This is a genomic window from Thiomicrospira sp. S5 (assembly GCF_003991075.1).
Lineage (GTDB): Bacteria > Pseudomonadota > Gammaproteobacteria > Thiomicrospirales > Thiomicrospiraceae > Hydrogenovibrio > Hydrogenovibrio thermophilus.
The window spans coordinates 132,080-156,047 of sequence record NZ_CP014470.1 but is presented as its reverse complement, the minus strand read 5'-3'; the positions used below and the strand labels follow the sequence as shown (position 1 = coordinate 156,047).

Annotated in this window: 22 protein-coding genes; 21 read left to right on the top strand and 1 reads right to left on the bottom strand. The window is 53.7% G+C overall.

Going from position 1 to position 23,968, the window contains the following annotated elements; translation table 11 throughout:
* Window positions 1-146 precede the first annotated feature (146 nt).
* From AYJ59_RS00680 to AYJ59_RS00645, 8 genes are all read left to right on the top strand, one after another.
* Window positions 147-1,340, top strand: coding sequence for a TolC family protein (locus tag AYJ59_RS00680; protein ID WP_127119032.1), 1,194 nt, complete (start codon window positions 147-149; stop codon window positions 1,338-1,340).
* Entirely contained in the window at window positions 1,337-2,479 is a 1,143-nt protein-coding gene (locus AYJ59_RS00675) for an efflux RND transporter periplasmic adaptor subunit (protein ID WP_127119031.1), read from the top strand. The genes AYJ59_RS00680 and AYJ59_RS00675 overlap by 4 nt, the downstream gene beginning before the upstream one ends.
* Entirely contained in the window at window positions 2,480-5,563 is a 3,084-nt protein-coding gene (locus tag AYJ59_RS00670; protein ID WP_127119030.1) for an efflux RND transporter permease subunit, read from the top strand.
* Between the two features lie 5 nt (window positions 5,564-5,568).
* Entirely contained in the window at window positions 5,569-5,889 is a 321-nt protein-coding gene (locus AYJ59_RS00665) for a DUF3240 family protein (protein ID WP_164730707.1), read from the top strand.
* 211 nt (window positions 5,890-6,100) lie between these two features.
* Window positions 6,101-6,667: a YSC84-related protein gene (locus tag AYJ59_RS00660; RefSeq protein WP_127119028.1), complete on the top strand. Its 567-nt coding sequence runs from the start codon at window positions 6,101-6,103 to the stop codon at window positions 6,665-6,667.
* Between the two features lie 7 nt (window positions 6,668-6,674).
* Window positions 6,675-7,694, top strand: a complete 1,020-nt coding sequence (locus AYJ59_RS00655) for a ChaN family lipoprotein (RefSeq protein WP_127119027.1) — start codon at window positions 6,675-6,677, stop codon at window positions 7,692-7,694.
* A gap of 274 nt (window positions 7,695-7,968) precedes the next feature.
* Window positions 7,969-10,413, top strand: a complete 2,445-nt coding sequence (gene gyrB / locus AYJ59_RS00650) for a DNA topoisomerase (ATP-hydrolyzing) subunit B (RefSeq protein WP_127119026.1) — start codon at window positions 7,969-7,971, stop codon at window positions 10,411-10,413.
* Between the two features lie 157 nt (window positions 10,414-10,570).
* Window positions 10,571-11,512 carry a phosphoribulokinase gene (locus tag AYJ59_RS00645; protein WP_127119025.1) on the top strand — a complete coding sequence of 314 codons (942 nt, stop codon included), beginning with the start codon at window positions 10,571-10,573 and terminating at the stop codon, window positions 11,510-11,512.
* A 54-nt stretch (window positions 11,513-11,566) separates the two neighbouring features.
* Here the strand turns inward: AYJ59_RS00645 and AYJ59_RS00640 are convergent, their stop codons facing one another.
* Entirely contained in the window at window positions 11,567-13,444 is a 1,878-nt protein-coding gene (locus tag AYJ59_RS00640) for a DUF389 domain-containing protein (protein WP_127119024.1), read from the bottom strand.
* Between the two features lie 115 nt (window positions 13,445-13,559).
* Between AYJ59_RS00640 and AYJ59_RS00635 the strand changes: the two genes are divergently transcribed.
* The 13 genes from AYJ59_RS00635 (at window position 13,560) to AYJ59_RS00575 (ending at window position 23,941) form a co-directional block, all read left to right on the top strand.
* Window positions 13,560-14,405, top strand: a complete 846-nt coding sequence (locus AYJ59_RS00635; protein WP_127119023.1) for a MipA/OmpV family protein — start codon at window positions 13,560-13,562, stop codon at window positions 14,403-14,405.
* A complete protein-coding gene (locus AYJ59_RS00630) occupies window positions 14,406-14,909 on the top strand; it encodes a hypothetical protein (protein WP_127119022.1) in 504 nt (167 codons plus the stop codon).
* A gap of 112 nt (window positions 14,910-15,021) precedes the next feature.
* Window positions 15,022-16,245 carry a beta-ketoacyl-ACP synthase gene (locus tag AYJ59_RS00625; protein WP_127119021.1) on the top strand — a complete coding sequence of 408 codons (1,224 nt, stop codon included), beginning with the start codon at window positions 15,022-15,024 and terminating at the stop codon, window positions 16,243-16,245.
* A complete protein-coding gene (locus tag AYJ59_RS00620; RefSeq protein ID WP_127119020.1) occupies window positions 16,242-17,030 on the top strand; it encodes a beta-ketoacyl synthase chain length factor in 789 nt (262 codons plus the stop codon). Before AYJ59_RS00625 ends, AYJ59_RS00620 begins: the two co-directional genes overlap by 4 nt.
* Before the next feature lie 10 nt (window positions 17,031-17,040).
* A complete protein-coding gene (locus tag AYJ59_RS00615) occupies window positions 17,041-17,505 on the top strand; it encodes an ApeP family dehydratase (RefSeq protein WP_127119019.1) in 465 nt (154 codons plus the stop codon).
* A 3-nt stretch (window positions 17,506-17,508) separates the two neighbouring features.
* A complete protein-coding gene (fabG, locus tag AYJ59_RS00610; RefSeq protein WP_127119018.1) occupies window positions 17,509-18,237 on the top strand; it encodes a 3-oxoacyl-ACP reductase FabG in 729 nt (242 codons plus the stop codon).
* A gap of 154 nt (window positions 18,238-18,391) precedes the next feature.
* On the top strand, window positions 18,392-18,793 hold the full coding sequence (locus tag AYJ59_RS00605; RefSeq protein ID WP_068646666.1) for a hypothetical protein: 402 nt from the start codon (window positions 18,392-18,394) through the stop codon (window positions 18,791-18,793).
* 9 nt (window positions 18,794-18,802) lie between these two features.
* Window positions 18,803-19,480 carry a YdcF family protein gene (locus AYJ59_RS00600; protein ID WP_127119017.1) on the top strand — a complete coding sequence of 226 codons (678 nt, stop codon included), beginning with the start codon at window positions 18,803-18,805 and terminating at the stop codon, window positions 19,478-19,480.
* 5 nt (window positions 19,481-19,485) lie between these two features.
* The gene (locus AYJ59_RS00595; RefSeq protein WP_127119016.1) at window positions 19,486-20,241 is read left to right on the top strand and encodes a glycosyltransferase family 2 protein; all 756 of its coding nucleotides are present in this window, start codon (window positions 19,486-19,488) and stop codon (window positions 20,239-20,241) included.
* A 105-nt stretch (window positions 20,242-20,346) separates the two neighbouring features.
* Complete coding sequence (locus AYJ59_RS00590; RefSeq protein ID WP_127119015.1) at window positions 20,347-21,294, top strand: dialkylrecorsinol condensing enzyme; 948 nt, start codon at window positions 20,347-20,349, stop codon at window positions 21,292-21,294.
* A complete protein-coding gene (locus AYJ59_RS00585) occupies window positions 21,285-22,460 on the top strand; it encodes a beta-ketoacyl-ACP synthase III (RefSeq protein WP_127119014.1) in 1,176 nt (391 codons plus the stop codon). Before AYJ59_RS00590 ends, AYJ59_RS00585 begins: the two co-directional genes overlap by 10 nt.
* Before the next feature lie 18 nt (window positions 22,461-22,478).
* Window positions 22,479-22,904 carry a hypothetical protein gene (locus AYJ59_RS00580; protein WP_127119013.1) on the top strand — a complete coding sequence of 142 codons (426 nt, stop codon included), beginning with the start codon at window positions 22,479-22,481 and terminating at the stop codon, window positions 22,902-22,904.
* Between the two features lie 23 nt (window positions 22,905-22,927).
* On the top strand, window positions 22,928-23,941 hold the full coding sequence (locus tag AYJ59_RS00575; RefSeq protein ID WP_127119012.1) for a BtrH N-terminal domain-containing protein: 1,014 nt from the start codon (window positions 22,928-22,930) through the stop codon (window positions 23,939-23,941).
* Window positions 23,942-23,968 lie beyond the last annotated feature (27 nt).

The window sequence follows — 23,968 nt, the reverse complement described above, 5'->3', positions numbered from 1 at the left end:
CGTCAAAATCACCAGGCCTGGCGATTATCGTGATTAAGCCCTTCTTAACCGGGCCGTTGGCTTTTTTTTAACTTTTTTCGTTTTTTCAGCTTCAATTCAGTTTCCTTTTCTAAGATAGCGTCATTCAATCAACCATAGGGTGAACTATGAAAGCGTTTTGGTTACTGCTGGGGCTGAGTGCCTACTCCTCTTTCGGCTGGGCGGTGACGTACAGTGAACTGCTGCCCAACGTCATGGCCAAATTGCCGGAAACACAACAACTGAGCGACTATCAAGCCTTGTCGAACGCCAATCGTCAGGCCGCGGACAGCTGGATTCCCGGAGAAGTCGAACTGAACTTGAAGCACGAAAACGACGGTTTGACCGGCGACCAGGGCTTCCGTTCCTGGGAAGGCGGTGCCACCTTCCCGATTTGGTGGCCCGGTCAGTCCGGTCATCAGTCGGCCATCGGCGACGGCTACCAACAGCAAACCCAAGCCGGGCAAGCGCAATTGGCGTTAATGGCCTCCAAGCAACTTCGTCAAGTGGTGTGGCAAACCAAAAAAGCCGCCATGCGCCTCAAGTTCGGTCGCAAAAACCTGCAACAAACTCAAGCGCTGGTGGATTTGGTGCAACAAAAAGTCGACGCTGGCGAAAGCCCGAAATTCGATTTGCTGCTGGCGCAGAAATCCCTCTATGACGCGGAAAAACGCCTGACGCAATTGCAGGCCGATTATGACGTCGCGCTGCAGCATTACCAATTCTGGACACAACAGACCGAATTGCCCTCGCCCTTGGCGGAAACCTTGGTGGCGTCCGCACCGGAGCTCGATAACCACCCGGACGTGCAATCCCTGGCCGCCCGCCAGAAAACCGAACAAGCGCGTTTGGACTTGGTCGAAGCCAGCCGCCACAGCAACCCGAATCTGTATCTGGCGGCGAAAAACGAACGCGACGACCAAACCGCCGACAACAATATTCTCATCGCCGAAATTCGCATTCCCATCGGTAGTAATCCAATGGCTCCAACGCGCATTGCCGAACAACGCCAGCAGCTTTCACAAAGCCAAATGGCGCTGGCCCGCGTGAAGCAGCAGCTGGAAATGGATCAATTCCAGGCACGCCAAAGCCTGCAAGCCGCACAAAAAAACGAAACACTGGCGGCCGAGCAAAATGCCTTGGCGGAAGAAGCCATGCGCTTGGCGCAAACGGCCTATCAAGAAGGGGAAACCTCCATCCAGAACCTCTTGCAGATGAAACAACAGTATTTTGAAGACAAATTGAATTTTAAACTGGCCCGGCTGAACCGCCTGGAAGCCATCGCCAACCTGAATCAAGCCTTGGGAGTTCGCCTGAAATGAAGCCATCCATCCAATCCCTGACATCCGCTTTTCGTACCCTGAGCCTCGGAGCCGTTTCACTCGGCGCCGTGCTGTTCTGGCAAACCGCTTCGGCCACGTCCATTGAGGTCAGTGCCGAGAAACAAGCCTCGCTCGGTTTTCAATCCGCCGTGGTCGAGTCGGTCAGTGCCTATCCGGGCGTGACTTACCCGGGTGAAGCCATCATTCCACCCAACCAGACGTTTTTGGTGACGGCTCCTTTGTCCGGCCTGGTGACCAAAATCATTCACATCCACGGCCCGATTCAAACCGGGGAGGTCATTGCCGAATTGCAAAGCCCGGAGTTGTTGAACGCCCAGAAAAATTACCTCAACACCCTGTCGGACCTGCAAGCGGCGCAGTCGGAACTGAACCGAGCCGCCAAGCTAATGAAGACCGGTGTGGTCTCCGCCAAGAAATACCAGTTGGCGGAAGCGGACCTGAAAAAAATCCGGCAAATTCAACGCCAGCAACGTCAAGATTTGGCTTTACTTGGCATGGCGCCAAACGCCATCGACGCCTTGGAAAAAAGCCATAAATTGCAGCCCGCCGTGGTGCAAATCACCGCGCCGGTGGATGGCGAACTGTTCGATTTGCAAATCCGAGTGGGGCAACGCCTGACCACCAATCAAGCGATTATCTCCATCGGCCAAATCGAACCGATCGTGGTGGAGTCACGCGTGCCGCTTCAAGCCGCCAACCAACTTTCGCTTAAGCAGAAAGCACAACTGGTCTCTTTGGACTTGGTGGGTGAAATCGAATACATCCCCAATTTCAGCGACCCGATGACGCAAACCATGAACGTCCACATCGAGTTCACGAATGAAAACCATCAGTTGCGTCCCGGCCAGTTGGTGACTTTAAGCTTCCTGTTTGAAGCCGAGCCGAATACGCCGCTGTACGTCATCCCGCGCGGTGCCATCAGCCGTTACGACGGCCAGGACGTGGTTTACCTGCGCCAAGGCACCCGCATTCAAGTGCTGCCGATTGAGGTGAAAAACATCACCGGTGATCGCTTGTATTTCACCACCGCCGCACCTTTGCCGGCCAATGCCGAACTCTTGATTGAAAGCACCGCGGCCGTCAAAGGGCTTCTGGAAACGGCCGAAGGAGGCGAATAAATGAATCGCATCGTTCAATTTTTCCTCACTCAGCGCATGCTGGTGGTGTTGCTGATTTTCGGCATCGTCTCCGGCGGCTGGATGGCGTTTCAGAAAACGCCCATTGACGCTTTTCCGGACGTCTCGCCGGTACAGGTGAAAATCATTTTGAAAGCACCGGGCATGACCCCAAATGAAGTGGAACAACGCATCATCGCGCCATTGGAAATGGAGTTGCTCGGTATTCCGAACCAAACCAGCCTGCGCTCGCTGGCGAAATACGCCATTGCCGACATCACACTGGACTTCGAAGAAGGCACTGATGTCTACTGGGCCCGCCAACAGGTCGCGGAACGACTCGGCAATGTCGATTTACCCGCCGGCGTGTCGGGCGGGATTTCTCCCTTGTCGACTCCGTTAAGTGACGTCTTCATGTTCACCATTGACGGCGACACTCTCAACAACCAGGAAAAACGTGGTTTGCTGGATTGGGTAATTCGTCCCGCACTGCGTTCGGTGCCGGGCGTGGCGGACGTCAACTCGCTGGGCGGTTTCGTCAAAGTGTTCAGCGTGCAACCCAACTTCGAAAAACTGCAAGCCTATGAAATCACACTTTCCGAGCTGGCCGACGCCGTGCGTCAAAATAACCAGAACGACGGGGCCGGTCGCCTGAACCAAGGGGAAGAAGTGCTGTTGGTGCGGACCGAAGGCAACTTGACCTCGGTGGAAGACATCGAAAACATCGTGGTTTCCTATCAGAACGAGGTGTCGGTCACAGTCAAAGACCTCGCCGATGTCAAAATCGATTCCCTGTATCGTAACGGGGCCGTCACCACCAATGGCGAAAGCGAAGCGGTTCAAGGCTTAGTCATCGCTCTGCGCGGTGCCAATGCCAAAGAAGTCATTCAAGGCGTGACAGAGCGCCTTGAAGAACTGAAGTCAGCATTGCCCCATGGCATCAGTATCAATCCATTCTACAGCCGGAGTGCTTTGGTAGACCGCGCCATTTACACCGTTTCCAAAGCCTTAGTGGAAGCGGTCGTCCTTGTCGTATTGGTTCTGCTGCTATTCCTGGGCAACTTGCGCGCGGCCATCACGGTGGCGCTGATTTTACCGCTGTCGGCCTTAATGACGTTCATTCTGATGAACCTGTACGGCCTGTCGGCCAACCTCATGTCATTGGGCGGGCTGGCCATCGCGGTGGGGATGCTGGTCGATGCCGCCGTCGTGGTGGTGGAAAACATCGTCACCACTCAGGAAAAAGACCGCGCCGGTTTGCCGAAGCTACACCTGATTTACCGCGCTTTGCAGGAAGTGATGGTGCCGGTGGTGTCGGGGATTCTGATTATCATGACCGTCTTCCTGCCATTGCTGACACTGGAAGGCTTGGAAGGCAAACTGTTCGTGCCGGTGGCCCTGACGATTATCTTCGCGCTCGGCAGTTCCTTGCTGCTTTCCTTAACGGTCATCCCAACACTCGCTTCGTTTATTTTGGGTAAACCCTCCCATCAAGAGCCTTGGTTGATTCGCAAACTGACACAAGTCTATCGCCCAGCTCTGACGTGGAGCCTAGCCCACGATAAACTGGTCATCGGCCTGGCTGTCGGTGCTCTGGCATTCGCCGGGTTTGTTTATACCCAAGTCGGAAAAACCTTTATGCCGCAGATGGACGAAGGCAACATTATTCTGCAAATTGAAAAGATTCCATCCATCGGCTTAAAAGAAACGGTGCGGATGGATTTGCGCATCCAGAAAAAATTGATGGCCGAAGTGCCGGAAATCACCCGTATCGTCGCCCGTGTCGGTTCAGATGAACTGGGCTTGGATCCGATGAGCTTGAACGACACCGATACCTTCATGGTCCTGAAGCCGAAAGACGAGTGGCGCATGGACACCAAAGAAGAATTGATCGACGCCATTCGTACGGTGATGGAACAGCAATTCCCGGGCATTAATTTCGCCTTTACCCAGCCAATTCAAATGCGGGTGGACGAAATGCTGACCGGCGCACGGGGTGACATCGCCATCAAGATTTTCGGCGAATCGCAGGGCACCCTGAACCAACTGGCTGATACCTTGGTGGAGCGCGTCAAAACCCTACCGGGCGCGGTGGACGTTTACACGCCGCGTAATGAAGGGTCGCGTTATCTGCAATTGAAGGTGAATCGTCTGATGGCCGGACGTTTAGGCTTGACCGTCTCTGATGTCGAAGAATTGCTCCGCACTCAGGTCGAGGGACTGCCGGTCGGCATCATTTACGAAGGCATTCGTCAGACGCCGCTCATTATCCGTGGCCCGGAATCGACCAAGCAATCGAAAATCGAAATGCTGCAACAACCCATCAGTCTGTCCGACGGGCGTACCGTGCTTTTGAATCAGTTGGTGGACGCCGAGGAAATTTCCGGGCCGGTTTCGGTGAGCCGTGAACAAGGTAAACGCTACGCGACGGTGATCGCCAACGTCTCAGGCCGCGATTTGGTGAGCTTCGTGGAAGACGCCAAATTGGAAGCGGCGGCCATGAACGTCCCGGCCGGCTATTACTTCGAGTGGGGCGGCCAGTTCGAGAACCAACAACGCGCGGCCGCCAAACTCGGCGTGGTGGTGCCTATCGCCCTGGTACTGATTTTCATTATCCTGTTCAGTACCTTCCAGTCGATGACACAGGCCTTGATGGTACTGGTCAACATTCCGTTCGCGCTGATCGGCGGCATCCTGGCGCTGTGGATCACCGGCGAGTATTTGTCGGTCCCGGCCTCGGTTGGCTTCATCGCCCTGCTCGGCATCGCGGTCTTGAACGGTGTGGTGATGATCAGCTACTTCAACCAGTTGATTGCCAACGGTTTGGCCATCTCCGAGGCGGTGGTGGAAGGCGCCTTGCGACGTCTGCGGCCGGTTCTGATGACCGCCTCCATCGCCGCGTTGGGCTTGGTACCGCTGGTCCTCGCGACCGGCCCCGGCTCGGAAATTCAGCGCCCCTTGGCCATCGTGGTCATCGGCGGCTTGATGACATCCACCCTGTTGACCCTGATGATTCTGCCAATCATCTATCGCCGATTCGGCTTGGGGTCGCTTGATATGAAACCAGCCAAGGAGGTGACGGAATGAACGCCATGACGCACTCAACTCATCCGCAGGACGCGGTCCGTCTGCAATTGATCATCGACCGCAAATGGCACCATGATTTGACGGATCAATTACTGACCTATAATCCGGCGGTGCCGTTTCACCTGTATGAAGTGAATTCCTATCACCAGCAACAAACCTTGCAGGGTACCCAAGAAAAGGTCTCCGGTTATCAGGTGAAAATGGTGCTGGACATCCAAACCACCTTGGCCGATTATCCGAGTGTTTTACAGCACTTGAAAGAAGCGGTGCCCAAGGTCAAACTGCGCTATGAAATCATTCCATGCCATGCGCGGGGATTGATTTAAGTTCTCTGAAAAATGCCCAGGCCTCTATATTTTTTGGCTAGGGGCATTTTCCAACCAATGTTGCTCTCTGAACCAATGTTGCTCTCTGTTTTCGCCTTTCCGCGGTGGCATCTTCATAAGGTTTTCAGACTTTCCAGTTGTGTTTATTCGTCGAGATTCGGATAATACCCCACAATCGAACAAAAAATTCATCGTTGAAGGATATACCATCATGCGTCACTTACTGATTCCATTCGTGTTTATATTCAGCGCATTAGGCGTTTCCGCCCAGGCCTGGGCGGATGAATACCGCGAAACCGTCGATATGTTCCGTGAGGCCAAAGCACCACAGCCTTACTTCAAGAGCGCCTATGGTTATGCGGTTTTCCCAACCATCGGCAAAGGCGGTTTTATCGTGGGCGGTGCCTACGGCGAGGGGCGCGTATACCAACACCATAAATACATGGGCACCACCAGCATGGCACAAGCCTCCGTCGGCTTCCAACTGGGCGGACAAGCTTATAGCCAGATCATCTTTTTTGAAGATCAGCGCGCCTATGACGAATTCACCAGTGGCAACTTTGAATTCAGTGCCCAAGCGACCGTTGTCGCGATTACAGCGGGGGCTTCGGCTGAAGCCGGCACAAAAGGCACCGGCGCTTCCGTCAGCGGCGGGCAAAACAACGCCCGCACCTCCGCTGACTATTATCGCGGCATGGCGACCTTCATCATCGCCAAAGGCGGCCTGATGTATGAAGCCTCGCTGGCCGGACAAAAATTTACCTTTACGCCGAAATAGGATTTGAATGGGGCACCGCTCAAATTACACCGCTTTTTTCGTCCTAGTGGGCGCGCTGCTATTGAGCGCCTGCTCAACACCGTCACCCAAACCGGAAGCACCGGTACCGCCGTTGACGACACTGTATGACTATCAACTCATCGACAGCACCAGCGGCCAGCCCATTTCGCTTCAGGCGTTGGTGGACTCCCTAAAAGACGTGGATGTGGTCTTTATCGGCGAATTCCACGGCAATCAGGCCTCGCATCTGCTTGAAGCCCAATTGCAAGCGAAGCTGTATCAGCAACGCCCGAATCAGGTGGTGTCGCTGGAACAGTTCAATCGCGACCAACAAGCCATATTGAACCGTTATCTGGACGGCGAAATCGGCGAAAAAACCTTGATTGAAGAAGCCCCAGCCTGGTCGAATTACGCCGGCAGTTATCGGCCGATTATCGAGTTCGCCAAACAGCATTTCCTGCCAGTCATCGCCGCCAATGCCCCGGCCCAAACCGTCCGTTGCGTGGGACGACAAGGCCAGGCCTATCTCGCCAAGTTGACCGAGGCGGAACGCCGGCAAATTGCCCAACAAGCCTTTTACAGCGACCCGGCCTATGCGGACAAATTCGCGGCGTTTCTGGCAAAATCCCGTCATGGACAATCCGAGCAATCGACTACCGACCCGGAACATAATCCGGCCTATCTGGCGCAGTTGGTGCGCGACAACACCATGGCGGAATCGATTTTCAACGCCTTGCAGCATAATCCCGGCGCCCAGGTCATCCATTTGAACGGCGCCTTCCACAGCGACGAGTTTCTCGGCACCGCCTCGGCGCTGAAACATCTGGATCCGGCTTTGAAAATCGCCGTTATCAGCCCGGTGGTGGTGGATGACCCGCAAACACCTCAATTTACCCAAACGGATCGCGCGAAAGGCAATGCCATTTACCTGATTCAAGCGCAACCGGAAGATTACGTGCAAGCCGCCAAGCGTCGCGCCGCCTTCAAAAAAATGTTCGACAAAGCCGACGCCAAACCCTGTCGTTAAGTTTTAAACCCACGGCTATGTTTCACATGAAACCCGTTAGGGAAAACGCCCAGGCCTGGGCGTTTTTCACTTTTCACTCCGCTGAATATCCCAACTCAATCCGTTGCCGAAAGTCGTTTTTTTCAGCCTTTTTATTTATCTAATAAATCAACCACTTAAATCGCAAAACGGCCGCCCCTCTTAAGCGCTACAAAAAAACACAATTTGTGGTAAAATTGCTTGGCTAATTTTGCACCTTAACCCCATAAAAACAACAATGTGAAGATACTCATTTATGACTCAAGAAGCTGAAAATCCGATTCAACCAGCAGAATACGATTCTTCCTCGATCAAAGTCCTGAAAGGACTGGATGCGGTTCGTAAGCGTCCGGGGATGTACATCGGCGATACAGACGACGGAACCGGTTTGCACCACATGGTGTTCGAGGTGGTCGACAATGGGATCGATGAAGCCTTGGCCGGACACTGTGACAAGGTCATCGTTACCATTCACACCGACGGCTCGGTCTCCGTTTCCGATAACGGACGCGGGATTCCGGTCGGCTTGCACGAAGAAGAAGGCGTTTCAGCGGCCGAAGTCATTATGACCGTACTTCACGCCGGGGGGAAATTCGACGACAACTCCTATAAGGTTTCCGGTGGTCTGCACGGGGTTGGGGTCTCCGTGGTCAACGCCCTGTCCGAAGAACTGCATTTGACCATCAAGCGCGAAGGCAGCGTCTGGAAACAGACCTATCGCCACGGGGTGCCGGACGCACCGCTTGAAGCCATGGAAGACACGGAAGAAACCGGTACCGAAATCCGTTTCCTGCCGAGCAAGGAAACTTTCAGCCAAACCGAATTCAGCTTCGACTACCTGTTGAAGCGTTTGCGTGAACTGTCGTTCCTAAACTCCGGTGTTCACATCGAATTGATCGACAAGCGCGATGACCGCCATGAAATCTTCCAATTCGACGGCGGCATCCAGGCGTTTGTGGACTACATCAACACCAACAAAACGCCGATCAACGAAAGAGTGTTCTATTTCTCCACCGTCAAAGACGACATCACGGTGGAAGTGGCGATGCAGTGGTCTGAAGCCTATCAGGAAGCCATTTACTGCTTTACCAACAACATCCCACAACGCGACGGCGGGACGCACTTATCCGGTTTCCGTGCCGCTTTGACGCGGACATTGAACCAATATGCCGAGAAAGAAGGGCTGACCAAGAAATACAAGATGAGCGTCTCCGGTGACGACGCCCGTGAAGGCCTGGCTGCCGTGATCTCGGTCAAAGTGCCGGATCCAAAATTCTCGTCACAAACCAAAGATAAGTTGGTGTCTTCCGAAGTGAAGTCCGCAGTGGAAACCGCCATGAACGAGAAGCTGGCCGAATACCTGTTGGAAAACCCGAAAGACGCCCAGTCGGTTTTCGCCAAAATCGTCGACGCGGCCCGCGCCCGTGAAGCGGCGCGTAAAGCCCGTGAAATGACTCGCCGTAAAGGCGCTTTGGACATCGCCGGTCTGCCAGGCAAACTGGCCGACTGTCAGGAAAAAGACCCAGCGAAGTCGGAACTGTATCTGGTGGAGGGTGACTCCGCCGGCGGTTCCGCCAAGCAAGGGCGCGATCGACGCACCCAAGCCATTTTGCCGTTGAAAGGGAAAATCCTCAACGTTGAAAAGGCCCGTTTCGACAAGATGCTGGCCTCCGCTGAGGTCGGCACCTTGATTACCGCTTTGGGCTGCGGGATCGGTCATGAAGACTATAACCCGGACAAACTCCGCTACCATCGCATCATCATCATGACGGATGCCGACGTCGATGGTTCCCACATCCGCACCCTGCTGTTGACGTTTTTCTATCGTCAAATGCCGGAGTTGGTGGAGCGCGGTTACATTTACATCGCCCAGCCGCCCCTCTACAAAGTCAAGAAAGGCAAGCAGGAAGCCTACTTGAAAGACGATGCGGAACTGGAAAACTACCTGCTGCAATCGGCACTGGACGGCGCGGCGCTGTACACCGCGAAAGACGCTCCGGGGATTCAAGGACTGGCGCTGGAAAACCTGGCGAAAAGCTTCCTGCAGACCAATCGTATCATCGACCGTTTAGCCAGACGTTTCAGCAAAACCTTCCTGGAATTGATGCTGGATCTGGAGTCGGTCAATGTCGCCATGCTGAACGACCATGCCGCCTGTGAAAAATGGGTAGCCGAAGCCTTGCCGCGCTTGAAAGCCATCGGCGAGAACCAGAAAGTCGAATACCAACTGCAAGTTGAACCGGCTTTACAAGGCGAAACGAAATTTCAATTGAGACTGCAACAACGTGAGCACGGCACACTGAGTTCGCAGATATATGACGAGGACTTCTTTGCCGCGGCGGAATATGAACAGATTGCGAAGGTGGCCACCGAACTGAAAGGGCTACTGAGCGATACGGCTTATATTCAACGCGGCGAAAAACAAGAAGCGGTTTCACACTTCAAAGATGCCATGGATTGGCTACTCGCTGAGGCAAAACGCGGCCAAAGCATTCAACGTTATAAAGGTCTGGGTGAAATGAACCCGGAGCAGTTATGGGAAACGACGATGAATGCCGAAGCACGACGACTCTTGCAAGTGACAATTTCTGATGCGATTCAGGCTGACCAGGTATTTACCACCTTAATGGGGGATGAAGTGGAACCCCGACGTGAATTCATCGAATCCAATGCCCTTCAGGCAGAGAATATCGACGTTTAACCCGATTCTTTGAATATCACAAAACGGTCAAAATTTCATCTTTAACAAAACGGTATAAATCGTTTTTAATAGCCGAAATTTATTTTTAAACTTTAGAAAGACCCTAAAAAGGGTCGATTTACACGACTGTGTAAATAAAACAATAGGAGACACATCAATGTCAGTAGAGCATCCAATTGTTACAGTGACCGGTTCTTCAGGAGCCGGAACATCATTTGTAAAACGCGCTGTGGAAAAAATCTTTGAGCGTGAAAAATTGAATGTGGCGATTGTGGAAGGCGACAGCTACCACAAATACAACCGTGCCGAGATGAAAGAAAAAGTGGCGGAATCCAAAGCCGATGGCGGTCCGGTCTTGACACACTTTTCCGAAAAAGCCAACGAATTCGGTGAACTGGAAGCTTTGTTCAAAGAATACAAAGAAAACGGTACCGGTAAACGTCGCTACTACATCCACAGCGATGAAGAAGCGGACGAGCACAATGCACGCCTGGGCACCAACTTCTCTTCCGGTGAATTCACCCCTTGGGAACCGATTCCGGAAGGCACAGACATCCTGTTCTACGAAGGCCTGCACGGCATGGTCAAGCGTATGGATCACGGTCCGGAAGAAGGCATGCACAATGTCGCGCAATACGTTGACTTGGGCATCGGTGTGGCACCATCCATCAACATCGAATGGATGCAAAAAATCTACCGCGACACGTCCGAGCGTCCATACTCGGTTGAGCAAGTTCGCAACATCATTTTAGAGCGTATGCCGGATTACATCGAAACCATCGTTCCACAGTTCCACCGTACACACATCAACTTCCACCGTGTACCGTTGATCGATACCTCCGATCCGTTCTCCACCATGTCGGACGATGCGCCGATGGGACCGGCTCCTGAAGATTCCTTGATCATCTGCCACGTCAGACACCAAGACGTCGATTTGAATGCCATCAAGGACAAAATCCCGGGCGCGTTCCTACAGAACGACACCACGTTGGTGTGCAACGGTTCTCACATGGTACAAGCCATGGACTTGATGATGTCACCAATCATCCACAACTTGATTGAGAAAAAGCGTAAAGCCTTGGCGGCCCAAAACGGCTAAGACGTTCGTTTCATCATCCAATAAAAAACCTGCCTCGCGCAGGTTTTTTTATGTCTACTTCACCACCGCCGTAATCGCTTCTAACTGAATTTCCGTGCCCAACCGAGTTTCGATTTCCCGTTTTACCGCTTCGATTTGCGCATCCCGCAATGAATGATCCGACACCAGTTTGGCCGACACCAGCATCGGCTCGCCACTGCGGATTTTGACATCTTTCAAGACAATGCCTTCCATCTGAAAATCTTTCAGCGCCGAAGCCACCTGTTGTTCCTGCACCAAGCTGCTGAAGGCAAACACCAATGGAATACTAACCATCGCCACAAACGCCAGCGACAGCAACAAGCCTTTTTTCGCCAATTGAAACGGACTGAACCCCAACACCAAAAAGGTTGCGGCCGCCGCCAAAACGATACCCGCCAAGTTGGTCATGAACAGTAGGAAGGCACCCCAGAACACCGGCCAATCCCACCAACCGATGCCGATAGATGACACTGCCAGCGGCGGCACCAAGGCCACGGCGATGGCCACACCGGCCAAACTTTTCGCCACTTCGGAACGGGCATTGGCATAAGCCGCGGCAATACCGGAAATGATGGCAACACCCAAATCCAACAAGGTCGGACTCAGACGTGCACTGATTTCATGATTCACGCTACTGAGTGGGGTAATCACCGTCAGCAGCGTGCCGAAAAACAGCGCCAATAAAATCCCCACGCCCAGTGTTTTGGCGCTTTCGGTCACCAAATCGACATTCTGGCGCAGCACGCCCATCGACAGGGAAATAATCGGCGCCATCAACGGCGCCAGAATCATCGCGCCGATGATGACCGGGGCCGAATTCGCGAACAGCCCCACCGTGGCCAGCAAGGTCGCCAGGACCATCAACACTTTATAGGATTCCGAGGCCTGGGCGTTTTCGCGCAAGGTCAAAAAGACCTCCTTAATTTCCTCCTGATCCGCATGGTGGATCAGGGGAAACGGTCGATTCGCAAGGGCTTTGACCGCCTCGCCTTTCGGCAGACGCGCCACCCGCACCGATTCTTTCAAGTCCTTATGGCTGATTTTTTCCGGCAAATGGCTGCTGAGAATCTGCAACGCATCCGGCTCCACCACCACATCCACTTTCTCCGCATTGAAATATTGTCCGTCGATACTGAAGTCCAATTGACCGGAACCGGACAGACTGATGCTTTCGGTTTTAATATGCCCCAAATACCCGGCGAGCACACCTTTCGACACCACCCGCTTCGGCAGGACTTTGGTCAGCAGAAAATGCAGTACCTCCGACATGCTTCGCGGTGCCAGTATGACCGCATTCAGCGTGGCTTCGTCCTGCTCGGTTTCCCCCACCACCCGTTTGGTGAACTCACTGGCACTCGGCCGGTACACCACGGAAATGCCCAAAGCCGCGGTATTGACCACCGTCTCTTTAGCCGTGACCATCTTATAGGGTAACAGGCACATTTTTTTCAGGCTGAACACCAGCAACAACAAATTTTTGAGCTTACACCAGACGCTTTCATCCACCAGCGCCGCCGGTTTCATCATGTCGGGATTGCCGAGCATCACCGAGTTCAAAACCAGGTGGTGGTTGCAATACATCAAATCCGCCGACACCGGCGCTTCCACTGACAGAATGTCTTCCACAGCTTCCGCCGGATTTTTCGGAATCGAGAAACTGCGGTGAATGCGGTTCATTTCCGGATGGGGAATGAACCCGATGGTCCAGCCCTGCTTCGAGGCCAAGGGTAATAATTGATAAAGGGCGTCGTCACTCAACCAGAACAACACGGGGGAGTCGGGCTGGTAATCATCCAGTCGTTGACCGTCATAAGCCACAAACTCGCAGGATTCAACCGGCAACAAAGCCTTGATATCCGATTCGAACAACTCCGCCCGCTCGGCATCGTAAAAAATGACGTATTGGTTCACTCAAGCTTCCTTTGCACGGTTCATATATTGCTCTCGATTCTAATCGACCCCGAAATAAATGCAACTGCCGGATGATTGTCTTTTTTCTTGGGTCATTTGTGGGCATAATAAGCCCATGCTGAACCCGCTTTCCATTCGTCTCCTTGCCTGTGCCTTCCTGAGCGCTTTACTGTTGCCCGTCCACGCACAGCAACAAACCCTGCCCAAATGGGAAATCGGCTTAGGGCCAGGCCTGGTCAGTTATCCGGATTACCCCGGTTCCAAAGAACAAAACAACCTGATTGTGCCGTTTCCGTACATCACCTACCGCAGCGATGCCTTTACCATCGACCAGCGCGAAATCAAAAAACCGCTGTACGAATACCGTAACCTGGAGTTTGACCTGAGTATTTCCGGCACCATTCCGGTGTCCAGCAAAGACAATAAAGCCCGCGAAGGCATGGACGATCTGGACGGCTCCATCGGTATCGGCCCGGTGGTCAAGGCCCGGTTGTACCGCAATGACCTCAACGAATTCAAATTCGAATGGCCGGTGCGCTGGGTCTTGGCCTCGGACTTTCAGTCCATCCACGAGGAAGGCTTTTTCTCCTCGCCCGGCTTCTATTATTATTTTCGACAAGGCTTCAGCGCACGGGAACGCTTGAAAATCACCCTGGGCGCACGCGCCGACTTCGCCACCGCCCGCAACAACAACTATTTTTACGGCGTGGACGACGATGAAGCCACTGCGGTCCGTCCGGCTTACAAATCCACTGGCGGCTTCGCCGGCCTGGCGTATGTTTTCAGCCTGAACTGGCACGTCAACGACTTCTGGCTGGGCGGTTTTTACCGCCTTCGCGACCTCTCGGGCAGCGTTTACGAAAACAGTCCCTTAATGGAAACCACCCGTTCGGAAACCTTCGGCTTCGCCATTACCTGGAACTTCTATCAATCCGACGAAACGGTTCAAGGACTGGAATAAATGAAAACCCTGTTCTTTCCCGCACTGGTACTCACTGCCATTTTAGGCATTTTACTGTTTGCCGACGGCTGGTTACGGCACGTCGTCCAAACCGCTTCGATTCTGTTATTCCTGTTCATCTACGGCCTCTTCATCCAAAGCTTACGGCCCGGTCAAACGCCGCTGATCACCCGTTACGCCATCCTAATGCAGGCGGAGTTGACCCAACGCGACCGGCACTATACCCGTGGCGTCACCTGGGCTTGGGTGATTTTATTAAGCCTGATTTTGCTCGCCAAGCTGTGGAGTGGGTTATTCGACGGACGCTGGATACTGTTGAGCCACGACCTCACCGATTACATCGAAGTGGGCTTTTTTCTGGGTTCCACCGCCTTATTCGTTGGCGAACTCTATCTGCGCCGCTGGGTGTTCCCGGAAAAACCGCCGGAGACCCTGTTGCAATTCATCGGCAAAACCTCACAGGTTTCCCTGAAAGACATCTGGCAATTCAAGCCAACAAAATAGCCTCCGAACGGCGTCAACAAGCCCTAAATGATACATGGATGAGCCATTAAAAGCGCCACAAAAACCCCTGAATGCTTTATACTTTTGGCAATTCGTTTTTTGAAAAAGCTCTATGCGTTATCCAATCCAAATTTCCGCTTCAACCCTTGTCTCCGGCATGGGCGTCGGCCTGAAGGCCCACCGCCATGCGCTTGAAAATGAGACCACCGGCTTAAAGCTCAATACCCAAACTCTGGAAACCAAACTGGCAACCTTCTACGGGGAAGTGACCGACTTACCGGCCTTACCGCCGCATTTAAGCGATTACGACTGCCGCAATAATCGCCTGGCCTGGCAAGCGTTAATCACCGACGGATTCGCCGAGCAAGTTGCCGAAGTGGTTAACCGCTTCGGCGCACATCGCATCGGTTTGGCGCTTGGCACCAGTACTTCGGGTATTTTGGAAACCGAACAGGTATTGGCTTATTGCGAACAAAACGGGCAGTTCTCCGACGATTATCATTATGAAACCACGCATCGCATGAATTCGCTGGCGGATTTCTGCGCCGACGCCCTGTCGCTGCAAGGCCCTCGCCTGATTATTTCCACGGCCTGCTCTTCCAGCGCCAAGGTGTTCGCGACCGCCTCGCGTTGGCTGGATCACGATTTGGTCGATGCAGTGCTGGTCGGCGGTGTCGACACCCTGTGCCTGACCACCATCCACGGCTTCAACGCGCTGGGCTTGGTGAGTCACGACATCGTGCGACCATTGGATGCGCGCCGTGATGGCATCAATATCGGCGAAGCCGGCGGCTTTATGTTGTTGGAAAAAGCCTCGAAAACCGCCAGGCCTGGCGAAAACCCCATTCAACTCACCGGCTTTGGCGAAACCAGCGATGCCTATCACATTTCCACACCGCACCCCGACGGCCAAGGCGCACACGACGCCATGGCACAGGCACTGAACATGGCCGGACTTGCGCCCGCAGACATTGACTACCTCAACCTGCACGGCACCGGCACGCCCAGTAACGACCTCGCCGAGTCCAAGGCCGTCAACACCTTGTTTGCTGACAAGACTCCGCTACTCAGCTCCACCAAAGGGTTTACCGGCCATACGCTCGGCGCGGCGGGCATCACCGAGGCGATTTTCTGCCAACTGGCGCTTGAATCCCAGCAGGCCTGGGCGAATTTGAACTGCGAACAGCTCGACGACGCCTTATCGCTGACGCCGGTTTTAAAGACGCAGTCGGCCGCATTACGCCATTGCATGAGCAATTCCTTCGGTTTCGGCGGCAACAATGCCTGCCTGATTTTCAGCCAAACCGACATCGACAAAACCGGAGGGCCGGTATGAAAGCGTACATCGAACACATCGGCTTGCAAGCACCCGGCTTGGAAAGTTGGGACGCCTCGCAAACGGTTCTGATCGGCGACGCGCCGTATCAGTCCGAACCCTTATCAAAATACAGCCCGCAGTTTTTACCTGCCAATGAACGACGCCGCACCACGCCAACCATTAAACTGGCGTTACGCACCGCAGAAGAGACGGTTTCCGGCTATGCTCCGGAAGCCATCGCCGCCATGCCGACTTTGTTTGCCTGCGTCGACGGCGACACCGAAATTTCCGCGAAAATGACCAGTGCGATTCTGCAGGACGAGCCGATGATTTCGCCGATTCATTTTCACAATTCGGTGCACAATGCCCCCGCCGGTTACTGGATGATCGGCCAGCACAACCAACAAGCGGCTTCCGCCATTTCCGCCGGGGAATACCAAATCGCCAACAGCTTCATCGAAGCCCTATCGCAATTGTCGGACAGCCATCCGAAAGTGCTGCTGATTGTGTACGATTTACCGATTGACCCGATTATCGAAAGTTACCAACCGGCGATGCAACCTTTCGCATTCGGCTTGGTGCTGTCGCATCAACCCAACGACCGGACTCTGGCCGAACTGTCTTTGTCACTCGCGCCGGGCCAGGTCCAGGCTGCCAAACACGACTGGTTCGGCGACAATGTCGCGGCCGAGGCTCTGCCGCTGTTGCAACGCCTCGCACAAAAACAAGCCGGGCAATTCGCGTTTCCGGTGTCGTCACAATTGACGGCCAACCTGACGTTAACCCCCGTTCAACACGATTGAGATGAGACGGATGAACGACATGCTCTTTGATTTCGACACCGTGCACCGTCTGATTCCGCATTCGGACAAAATGTGCCTGTGGGAAGCCGTCACCGCATTTGACGACGACAGTGTACAATGCCGCACCACCCGTCATCTCGACCCGAACCACCCGCTGAAACGCGACGGCCGGTTGTCGAAACTTCACCTGATTGAATTCGGCGCACAAACCATCGCCATTCACGGCGGTTTAAAGGCGCAAGCCGGAGCCGAAAACACGGCGTCGCCATCTTCAAAAACGCCCAGGCCTGGTTATTTGGCGAGTGTTAAAAACATTACCTTTGGCGACTTCGATCCACAAACCACCGTGCTGACCGGCCAGGCCACACAGCTCATGGCGGATGACGCCTCAAAACTCTATCAATTCGAACTGCAAGACCAGAACGGCCAAACCGTTTGCAGCGGCCGAGCGCTGGTCATACACCCGGAAGACTGATTTATGGACAAACTCAAACGTGCGCTCATCACCGGCGGCAGCGGCGACATCGGTTCCGCCATCGCCAAACAACTCGCCGAAGACGGTTTTCACGTCATCGTGCACGCCAACCACAATCTGGCCAAAGCCGAGGCCATCGTCGCCGATTTAACCGCACAAAAGCTGTCGGCAGAAGCCGTCCAATTCGACATCACCCAGGCCGAGACCGTAGAAGCCGCACTCAATGGCTTATTGGCACAAGGGCCGATTCAAGTCGTCGTCAACAACGCCGGGATTCACGACGATGCCGTAATGGCCGGCATGACGACAGAACAATGGCAATCGGTCATCGACGTGTCACTGAACGGCTTTTTCAACGTCACCCAACCGCTGCTGATGCCGATGATTCGAACCCGCTGGGGCCGCATCATCAACATCGCCTCCATTGCCGGCGTGGCCGGGAACCGCGGTCAAACCAATTACGCTGCGGCCAAAGCCGGCTTGATTGGCGCCAGCAAATCCCTGGCACTGGAACTGGCCTCACGCAAAATCACCGTCAACGTCATCGCTCCCGGCATTATCGAAGGCGATATGACACAAGATGTTTTCCCGCCGGAGGTCATCAAAAAAGCCGTTCCGATGCAACGCGCCGGGCAACCGGATGACATCGCCCACGCCGTCAGTTACCTGGCTTCCGACAAGGCCGGCTACATCACCAACCAAGTGCTGAATATCAACGGTGGCATGATCTGACATTAACTTTCCAAAACGGATATCAAAGCCCGATCAGATTAAGCAAATATACGAAATTGACTTTACCAAATTCCCTATTAATGGTACTTTAATGGGGTTTTCCATTTTTAGAAACACACCATTTATTGCGATCGATTCAGGAGGATAAACACAAATGAAATCCATGGTTCAAAAACTGATTTTAGGTCTATCGGTACTAGGCTTAGTCGCCACCTTAACGGCTTGTACGGGCCAGTCAATCCGTAATATGGAATCACAACCGGTTCCATCCAACATCAAGACCGCCGAGCAGGTCAAAAAAGCGATTCGTACCGCCGGTGCCGGGCTGGGCTGGATTATCAGCGATGACGGTAAGGGCAAACTGAAAGGCACTTTGAACTTGAGAACCCACCAAGCGATTATTTCCATTCCATATTCCGCGAAAGAATACAGCTTGATTTATGTCTCCAGCGTCAACCTAGACTATGATTCGACTAAAGGCACCATCCATAAAAACTACAACAGCTGGATTCAGAACCTGAACAACCGCATCCAAGTGCAGTTGATCGGACTTTAAGGCGTTGGCATGCGCTTAACCTCAAGCGCATCCCAGCAAGGGGTCGATTGGGACGGGCTGCTCATGCTCGTCTTGTCGACCTTATTCATCCTCGCCACCCTTGGCCTTTCCTGGCTTTGGCTCATCTTCAAAACCTACCTAACCGCACAGCAAGCGCCCACACCCTCCCAAATTCAACGCCCGTTAATCCTGTTTGGCAAACAGCTACACCATAACCAAATCGACAACGATTATCGCGCCCGTTTACAGCGTGTGCTCGCCTTGCAGACCGACCAGCCCATTTTTGTGCTCGGCGGCATCACCGCGCCCAATTCGGTGTCCGAAGCCAAGGCCGGCGAAACGTTTTTACGGCACCGCCAACCCAGTCTGGAATCGCAATTGATATTGGAAGAATCCTCCCGCAACACCTTGGAAAACCTGAAACAGGCCCGGCTGTTTTTGGCCCGACAAGACAACCCGCTTCAAGTCGACTTGTTGTCCAATCGCTATCACCTTTACCGCTGTCAGGCACTGGCGAAGGGACTAGGGTTCGACGTCACCTTGGTGGCCGCCGAAGACCGTTTTGACGGCCACTGGACAAACTGTTATAAAATTTTCATGGAAGCTTTTTTCAGCCATTGGTATCATACCGGCGCACGGGTCAGCCGATGGCTTAACAACAAACGCATGCTTGCCAAAATTCACTGAGTTCTATGACACTTTCCACTTTCGCCATTTTGATTCCAGCTTACAACGAAGCCTTGACCATCACCGATGTCATTGATTCCGCACTGGCCATCACCCCGAACGTTCTGGTCGTCAACGACGCTTCCCAAGACAATACCGCCGAGCTGGTTCGCCAAACCCCGGCGTTATTATTGGAGCACGAACACAATCGCGGCAAGGCCAGTGCCTTATTGACCGGCTTCGCCAAAGCGACCGAGCTCGGCATGGAGTGCGTTATTACGTTGGACGGTGACGGCCAACATGACCCGCAACAAATCCCGCAACTGCTCGCGGCCTTTGCAGAAACCCCTCAAAACATGGTCATCGCCGCACGTTTACAAAACCGTGAAAATGCGCCCAAAGCTCGCCTGATCGCCAATAAAATCGCCGACTTCTGGGTCAGCTGGGCGGCCTCCAGCCCAATTACCGACAGCCAGTCCGGTTTCCGGCTCTATCCCATTGATTTAATCCGCAACCTGAAAACCAATGCCGTCAACCCTTCCGGCTTTGTCTTTGAAAGTGAAGTGTTGATTGATGCTTCCGCCGCCGGATTTGGGTTCACCTTCGTGCCCATCGCCTCCTGTTATCCGGAAGAACGCCGAGCCAGTCATTTTCGGCCGGGCTTCGACATCACCCAAATCACTTTGATGGTGGCCGGTAAGCTGCTCCGCAAAGGTCTAAACCTGCCAGGCCTGGTCAAATCTCTGACAAAACGGCCTCATATCGCCCACCCGGACGCATAGAAAACCACCCCCGCCAAGCGCGGAATGACCGGGCGGTTTTTTTTCAAAAAACCTTCATTTCAAGGTAAAATAACCCCATTATTAAATTATTTTATAAAAGCCTGCATGCCGAAAAAAATTCTGATTCTGGGATACAGTCAAACCGGCCAACTCAACGCCGTTTTGGACGCCATTGAGCAGCCGCTTTCCAACAGCGACGCCGTGACCGTTTCACGCCGTGCGCTCTCGCCGAAGCAGCCTTATCCATTTCCCTGGTCGTTTTTCCAGTTTTTCGACATTTTTCCGGAATGCGTCTATCTGGACGCCCCCGACAATCAACCACTCGACTTGGACGAAAGCTACGATCTGGTGATTCTCGGTTACCAGCCTTGGTTTTTATCGCCGTCCCTGCCGACCACCGCGTTTCTCAAATCGGAACAGGGTCAGGCCATCTTGAAAGACACCCCGGTCATCACCGTCATCGGTTGCCGCAATATGTGGGGTCAGGCGCACTTGAAAGTCAAAGCTTTGCTGGCCGCCGCCGGTGCCAAACTCATCGATAATGTGGTGCTGACCGACCAGGGATCGTCTCTGGCCACCTTCATCACTACGCCAGTCTGGCTGCTGACCGGTCGTAAAAGCGGCGTTCTCAATTTGCCCGATGCCGGCATTGCCCCCGACGAAATCCGCCAGGCCTGCCGTTTCGGATACGCCATTCGTCAAACGCTGGAAACCCAGGACGTCATCACCGACGCGCCCATGCTGACCGGGCTGGAAGCGGTGAAAGCCGATGCCAGCTTGCTGCAGTCGGAAAAAATCGGCGCCCGCAGTTTTCACATCTGGGGCAAACTGTTGCGCGCCATCGGCCCTAGCGGAAGCCGGCAACGAAAACCCGTTCTGGTGATTTACATTCTGTTTTTGGTGCTGATGATCATCACGGTGGTGCCCCTCACGATGCTGCTGCGCAAGCTGTTCAAACCGTTATTGAAAAACCGTCTGGATCAGCTTGAAACCGACTTTGAAGCGCCGTCCGGCTCCGGTTCCGAACGGTTGAAGGATTTTCCATGTCCGTAGCGCCCCAGACATCGAATGCCCGGCCGGAAGCCTACATCACCCTGACCGCCGCCGAAATGCCCAATGCACCGGTCGATAACGACCACATTGAATCCGTGCTCGGCATGATCAACGGCAAGCCGTCTCGCGCCAAACGCATTATTCTGCGCAACAACGGCATTCAATCCCGCCATTATGTTCTAGACCCCAACACGCAGGAGCCGGTTTGCAATAACGCGCAACTCACCGCGCAGGCCATTCGCAATTTGTTTCCCTCGAAGAATGAATTGAATCAAATCGACTTACTGGCGTGCGGCACCACCATGCCCGATCAAATCGCGCCCGGTCATGCAGTGATGGTACATGGCGAACTGGCCTGTCCGCCTTGCGAAACCGTGTCCACCGCCAGCATTTGCATCAGCGGCTTGATGGCGTTGAAATACGCTTATCTGGCGGTGCGCAACGGCGATAGCCGCAAGGCCGTCGCCACCGGATCGGAAACCGCCTCCATCCTGTTGCGCGCTCGCAATTACGAAGCCGAGACCCAAGCCAAGCTGGAACAGCTTGAAACCCGCCCGGAAATCGGTTTCGACAAAGACTTCCTGCGCTGGATGCTGTCGGATGGAGCCGGTGCGGTCTGCATCGAACCGCAACCGCGCACCGATACCACCAGCCTGAAAATTCACTGGATCAAAACCCTGTCTTATGCCAACGAACTGGAAACCTGTATGTATGCCGGGGCCACCAAGCAAGCTAACGGCGACCTGATTGGTTGGAATCGTTACGAGGGGGCTGCCTTGATGAAAGAAAGCGTGCTGGCCATCAAACAGGACGTCAAACTCCTCAACGATAACATCGTGCCTTACGCCATCACCAAAACCCTCGACAGGCTGGTCGCGGAAACCGGGTTGCAGGCCGATGACATCGATTATTTCCTGCCACACATCTCGTCAATGTATTTTTACCACAAGGTCGCCGATGCTTTGGCGGACATGCATTTCGTCATTCCGCAGGAAAAATGGTTCACGAATCTGACCACCAAAGGCAACACCGGCTCGGCCTCAATTTTCATTATGCTGGATGAACTGGTCAAATCCGGCCGCTTGAAAAGCGGCAACAAGCTGCTCTGCTTCGTACCGGAAAGCGGCCGTTTTTCCAGCGGCTTTATGCTATTGGAAGTGGTCTAAAGTGAAAAGGAACAGCCTATGAAGGTCGATGACGTGCCCCAACAAGCCGACGACATCTACGAAGGCGAAACCAAAGTGGTCTACGCCGTCGGCCGCGACGGCAAACTCGCTACCGCCTCTACCCAAGGTTGGGAAGCGGAAATCGAGGCCTTGAAAGATGCCGTCGATGAAATCGAACAGCAGGCTCGGGATGCCTGGCAGCGCGCCCAAAACGGCGATACCTCACCATTAGAATACCACATGCTTCATCAACGACTGGATGTGCCGATGCTGGCGCAAGCGATGGGCAAATTCCAATGGCAAATCCGGCGTCACTTCAAACCGGCCGTCTTTAACCGCCTGTCGGACAAACGCCTGCAACAATATGCCAAAGTGATGGGATTGTCTGTCGAGTCGCTGAAACGCCTGCCAAACACCCTCGAAACCGACCATGCCAAGTCCTAACTTTCTGTAAAAAACGACTCTCTATGCCTGATTTATCTCAATTCCAACATCAACAAGCCGCCCACTGCGAAACCGGCGCCGCCGCCGGATTGTTCCACGCCCACGGCCTCGACTTATCCGAAGCCATGGTCTTTGGCCTCGCCAGCGGCTTAACCTATGCGTATCTGCCATTTGTTAAAATCAATGGCTTGCCGTTGATGGCCTATCGCATGCCGCCGCGCATGATTTTAAAAATGCTGTCATGGCGCATCAAAGGCTTGAAAATTCGTTTTAAAACCTTCAAAAACGAAGCCGACGGCCAAGCCTTTCTCGACCAAAAACTGGCCGAAGGCGAATTGGTCGGTTGTCAGACCTCGGTGTTCTTTCTGCCCTATTTCCCGAAAGAAATGCGGTTTCATTTCAACGCCCACAACCTATTGGTTTTCGGTAAAGAAACCGTGGACGGCGAATCGCAATACCACATCAGCGACCCGGTGTTTTCACACACCGTCACCACCGATGCCGCCAGCCTGAGCGAAGCACGCTTCGCCAAAGGCGCACTGGCGCCGAACGGCCGTTTGTATTACTTCGAGTCGGTGCCGGAGAGCATCGATTACGACACCTTGATTCCCAAAGCCATTCGTTTTACCGGCAAGGCCAACGGCAAACGCAACATCACGCCGATTTCCGGTGTGGGCGGCATGAAACTGGTGGCGAAACGCATCGAAAAATTGGAAAAGGACAGCAAGCGTTACCGCCAGTTGTTTCTCGGCCACATCGTACGGATGCAGGAAGAAATCGGCACCGGCGGCGCGGGTTTCCGCTATATGTACGCCGCCTTTTTGCAGGAAGCCGCCGAGAAAATCCAGCGCCCGGAATTGAATGAATGGGCCGATGCCTTTGTCGCCATCGGCGATGAGTGGCGCGAATTCGCTTTGCTGTGCGCCCGCATCAGCAAAGAGCGCGGAAATCACACCTTAAAAGAAGCCGCCGATTTCCTACGTCGCATTGCCGATCAGGAGCTGGTGCTCTACAATCAAATGGCGAAATTCAAATAACATCCAAGTAAACCGACATCCCTCCAG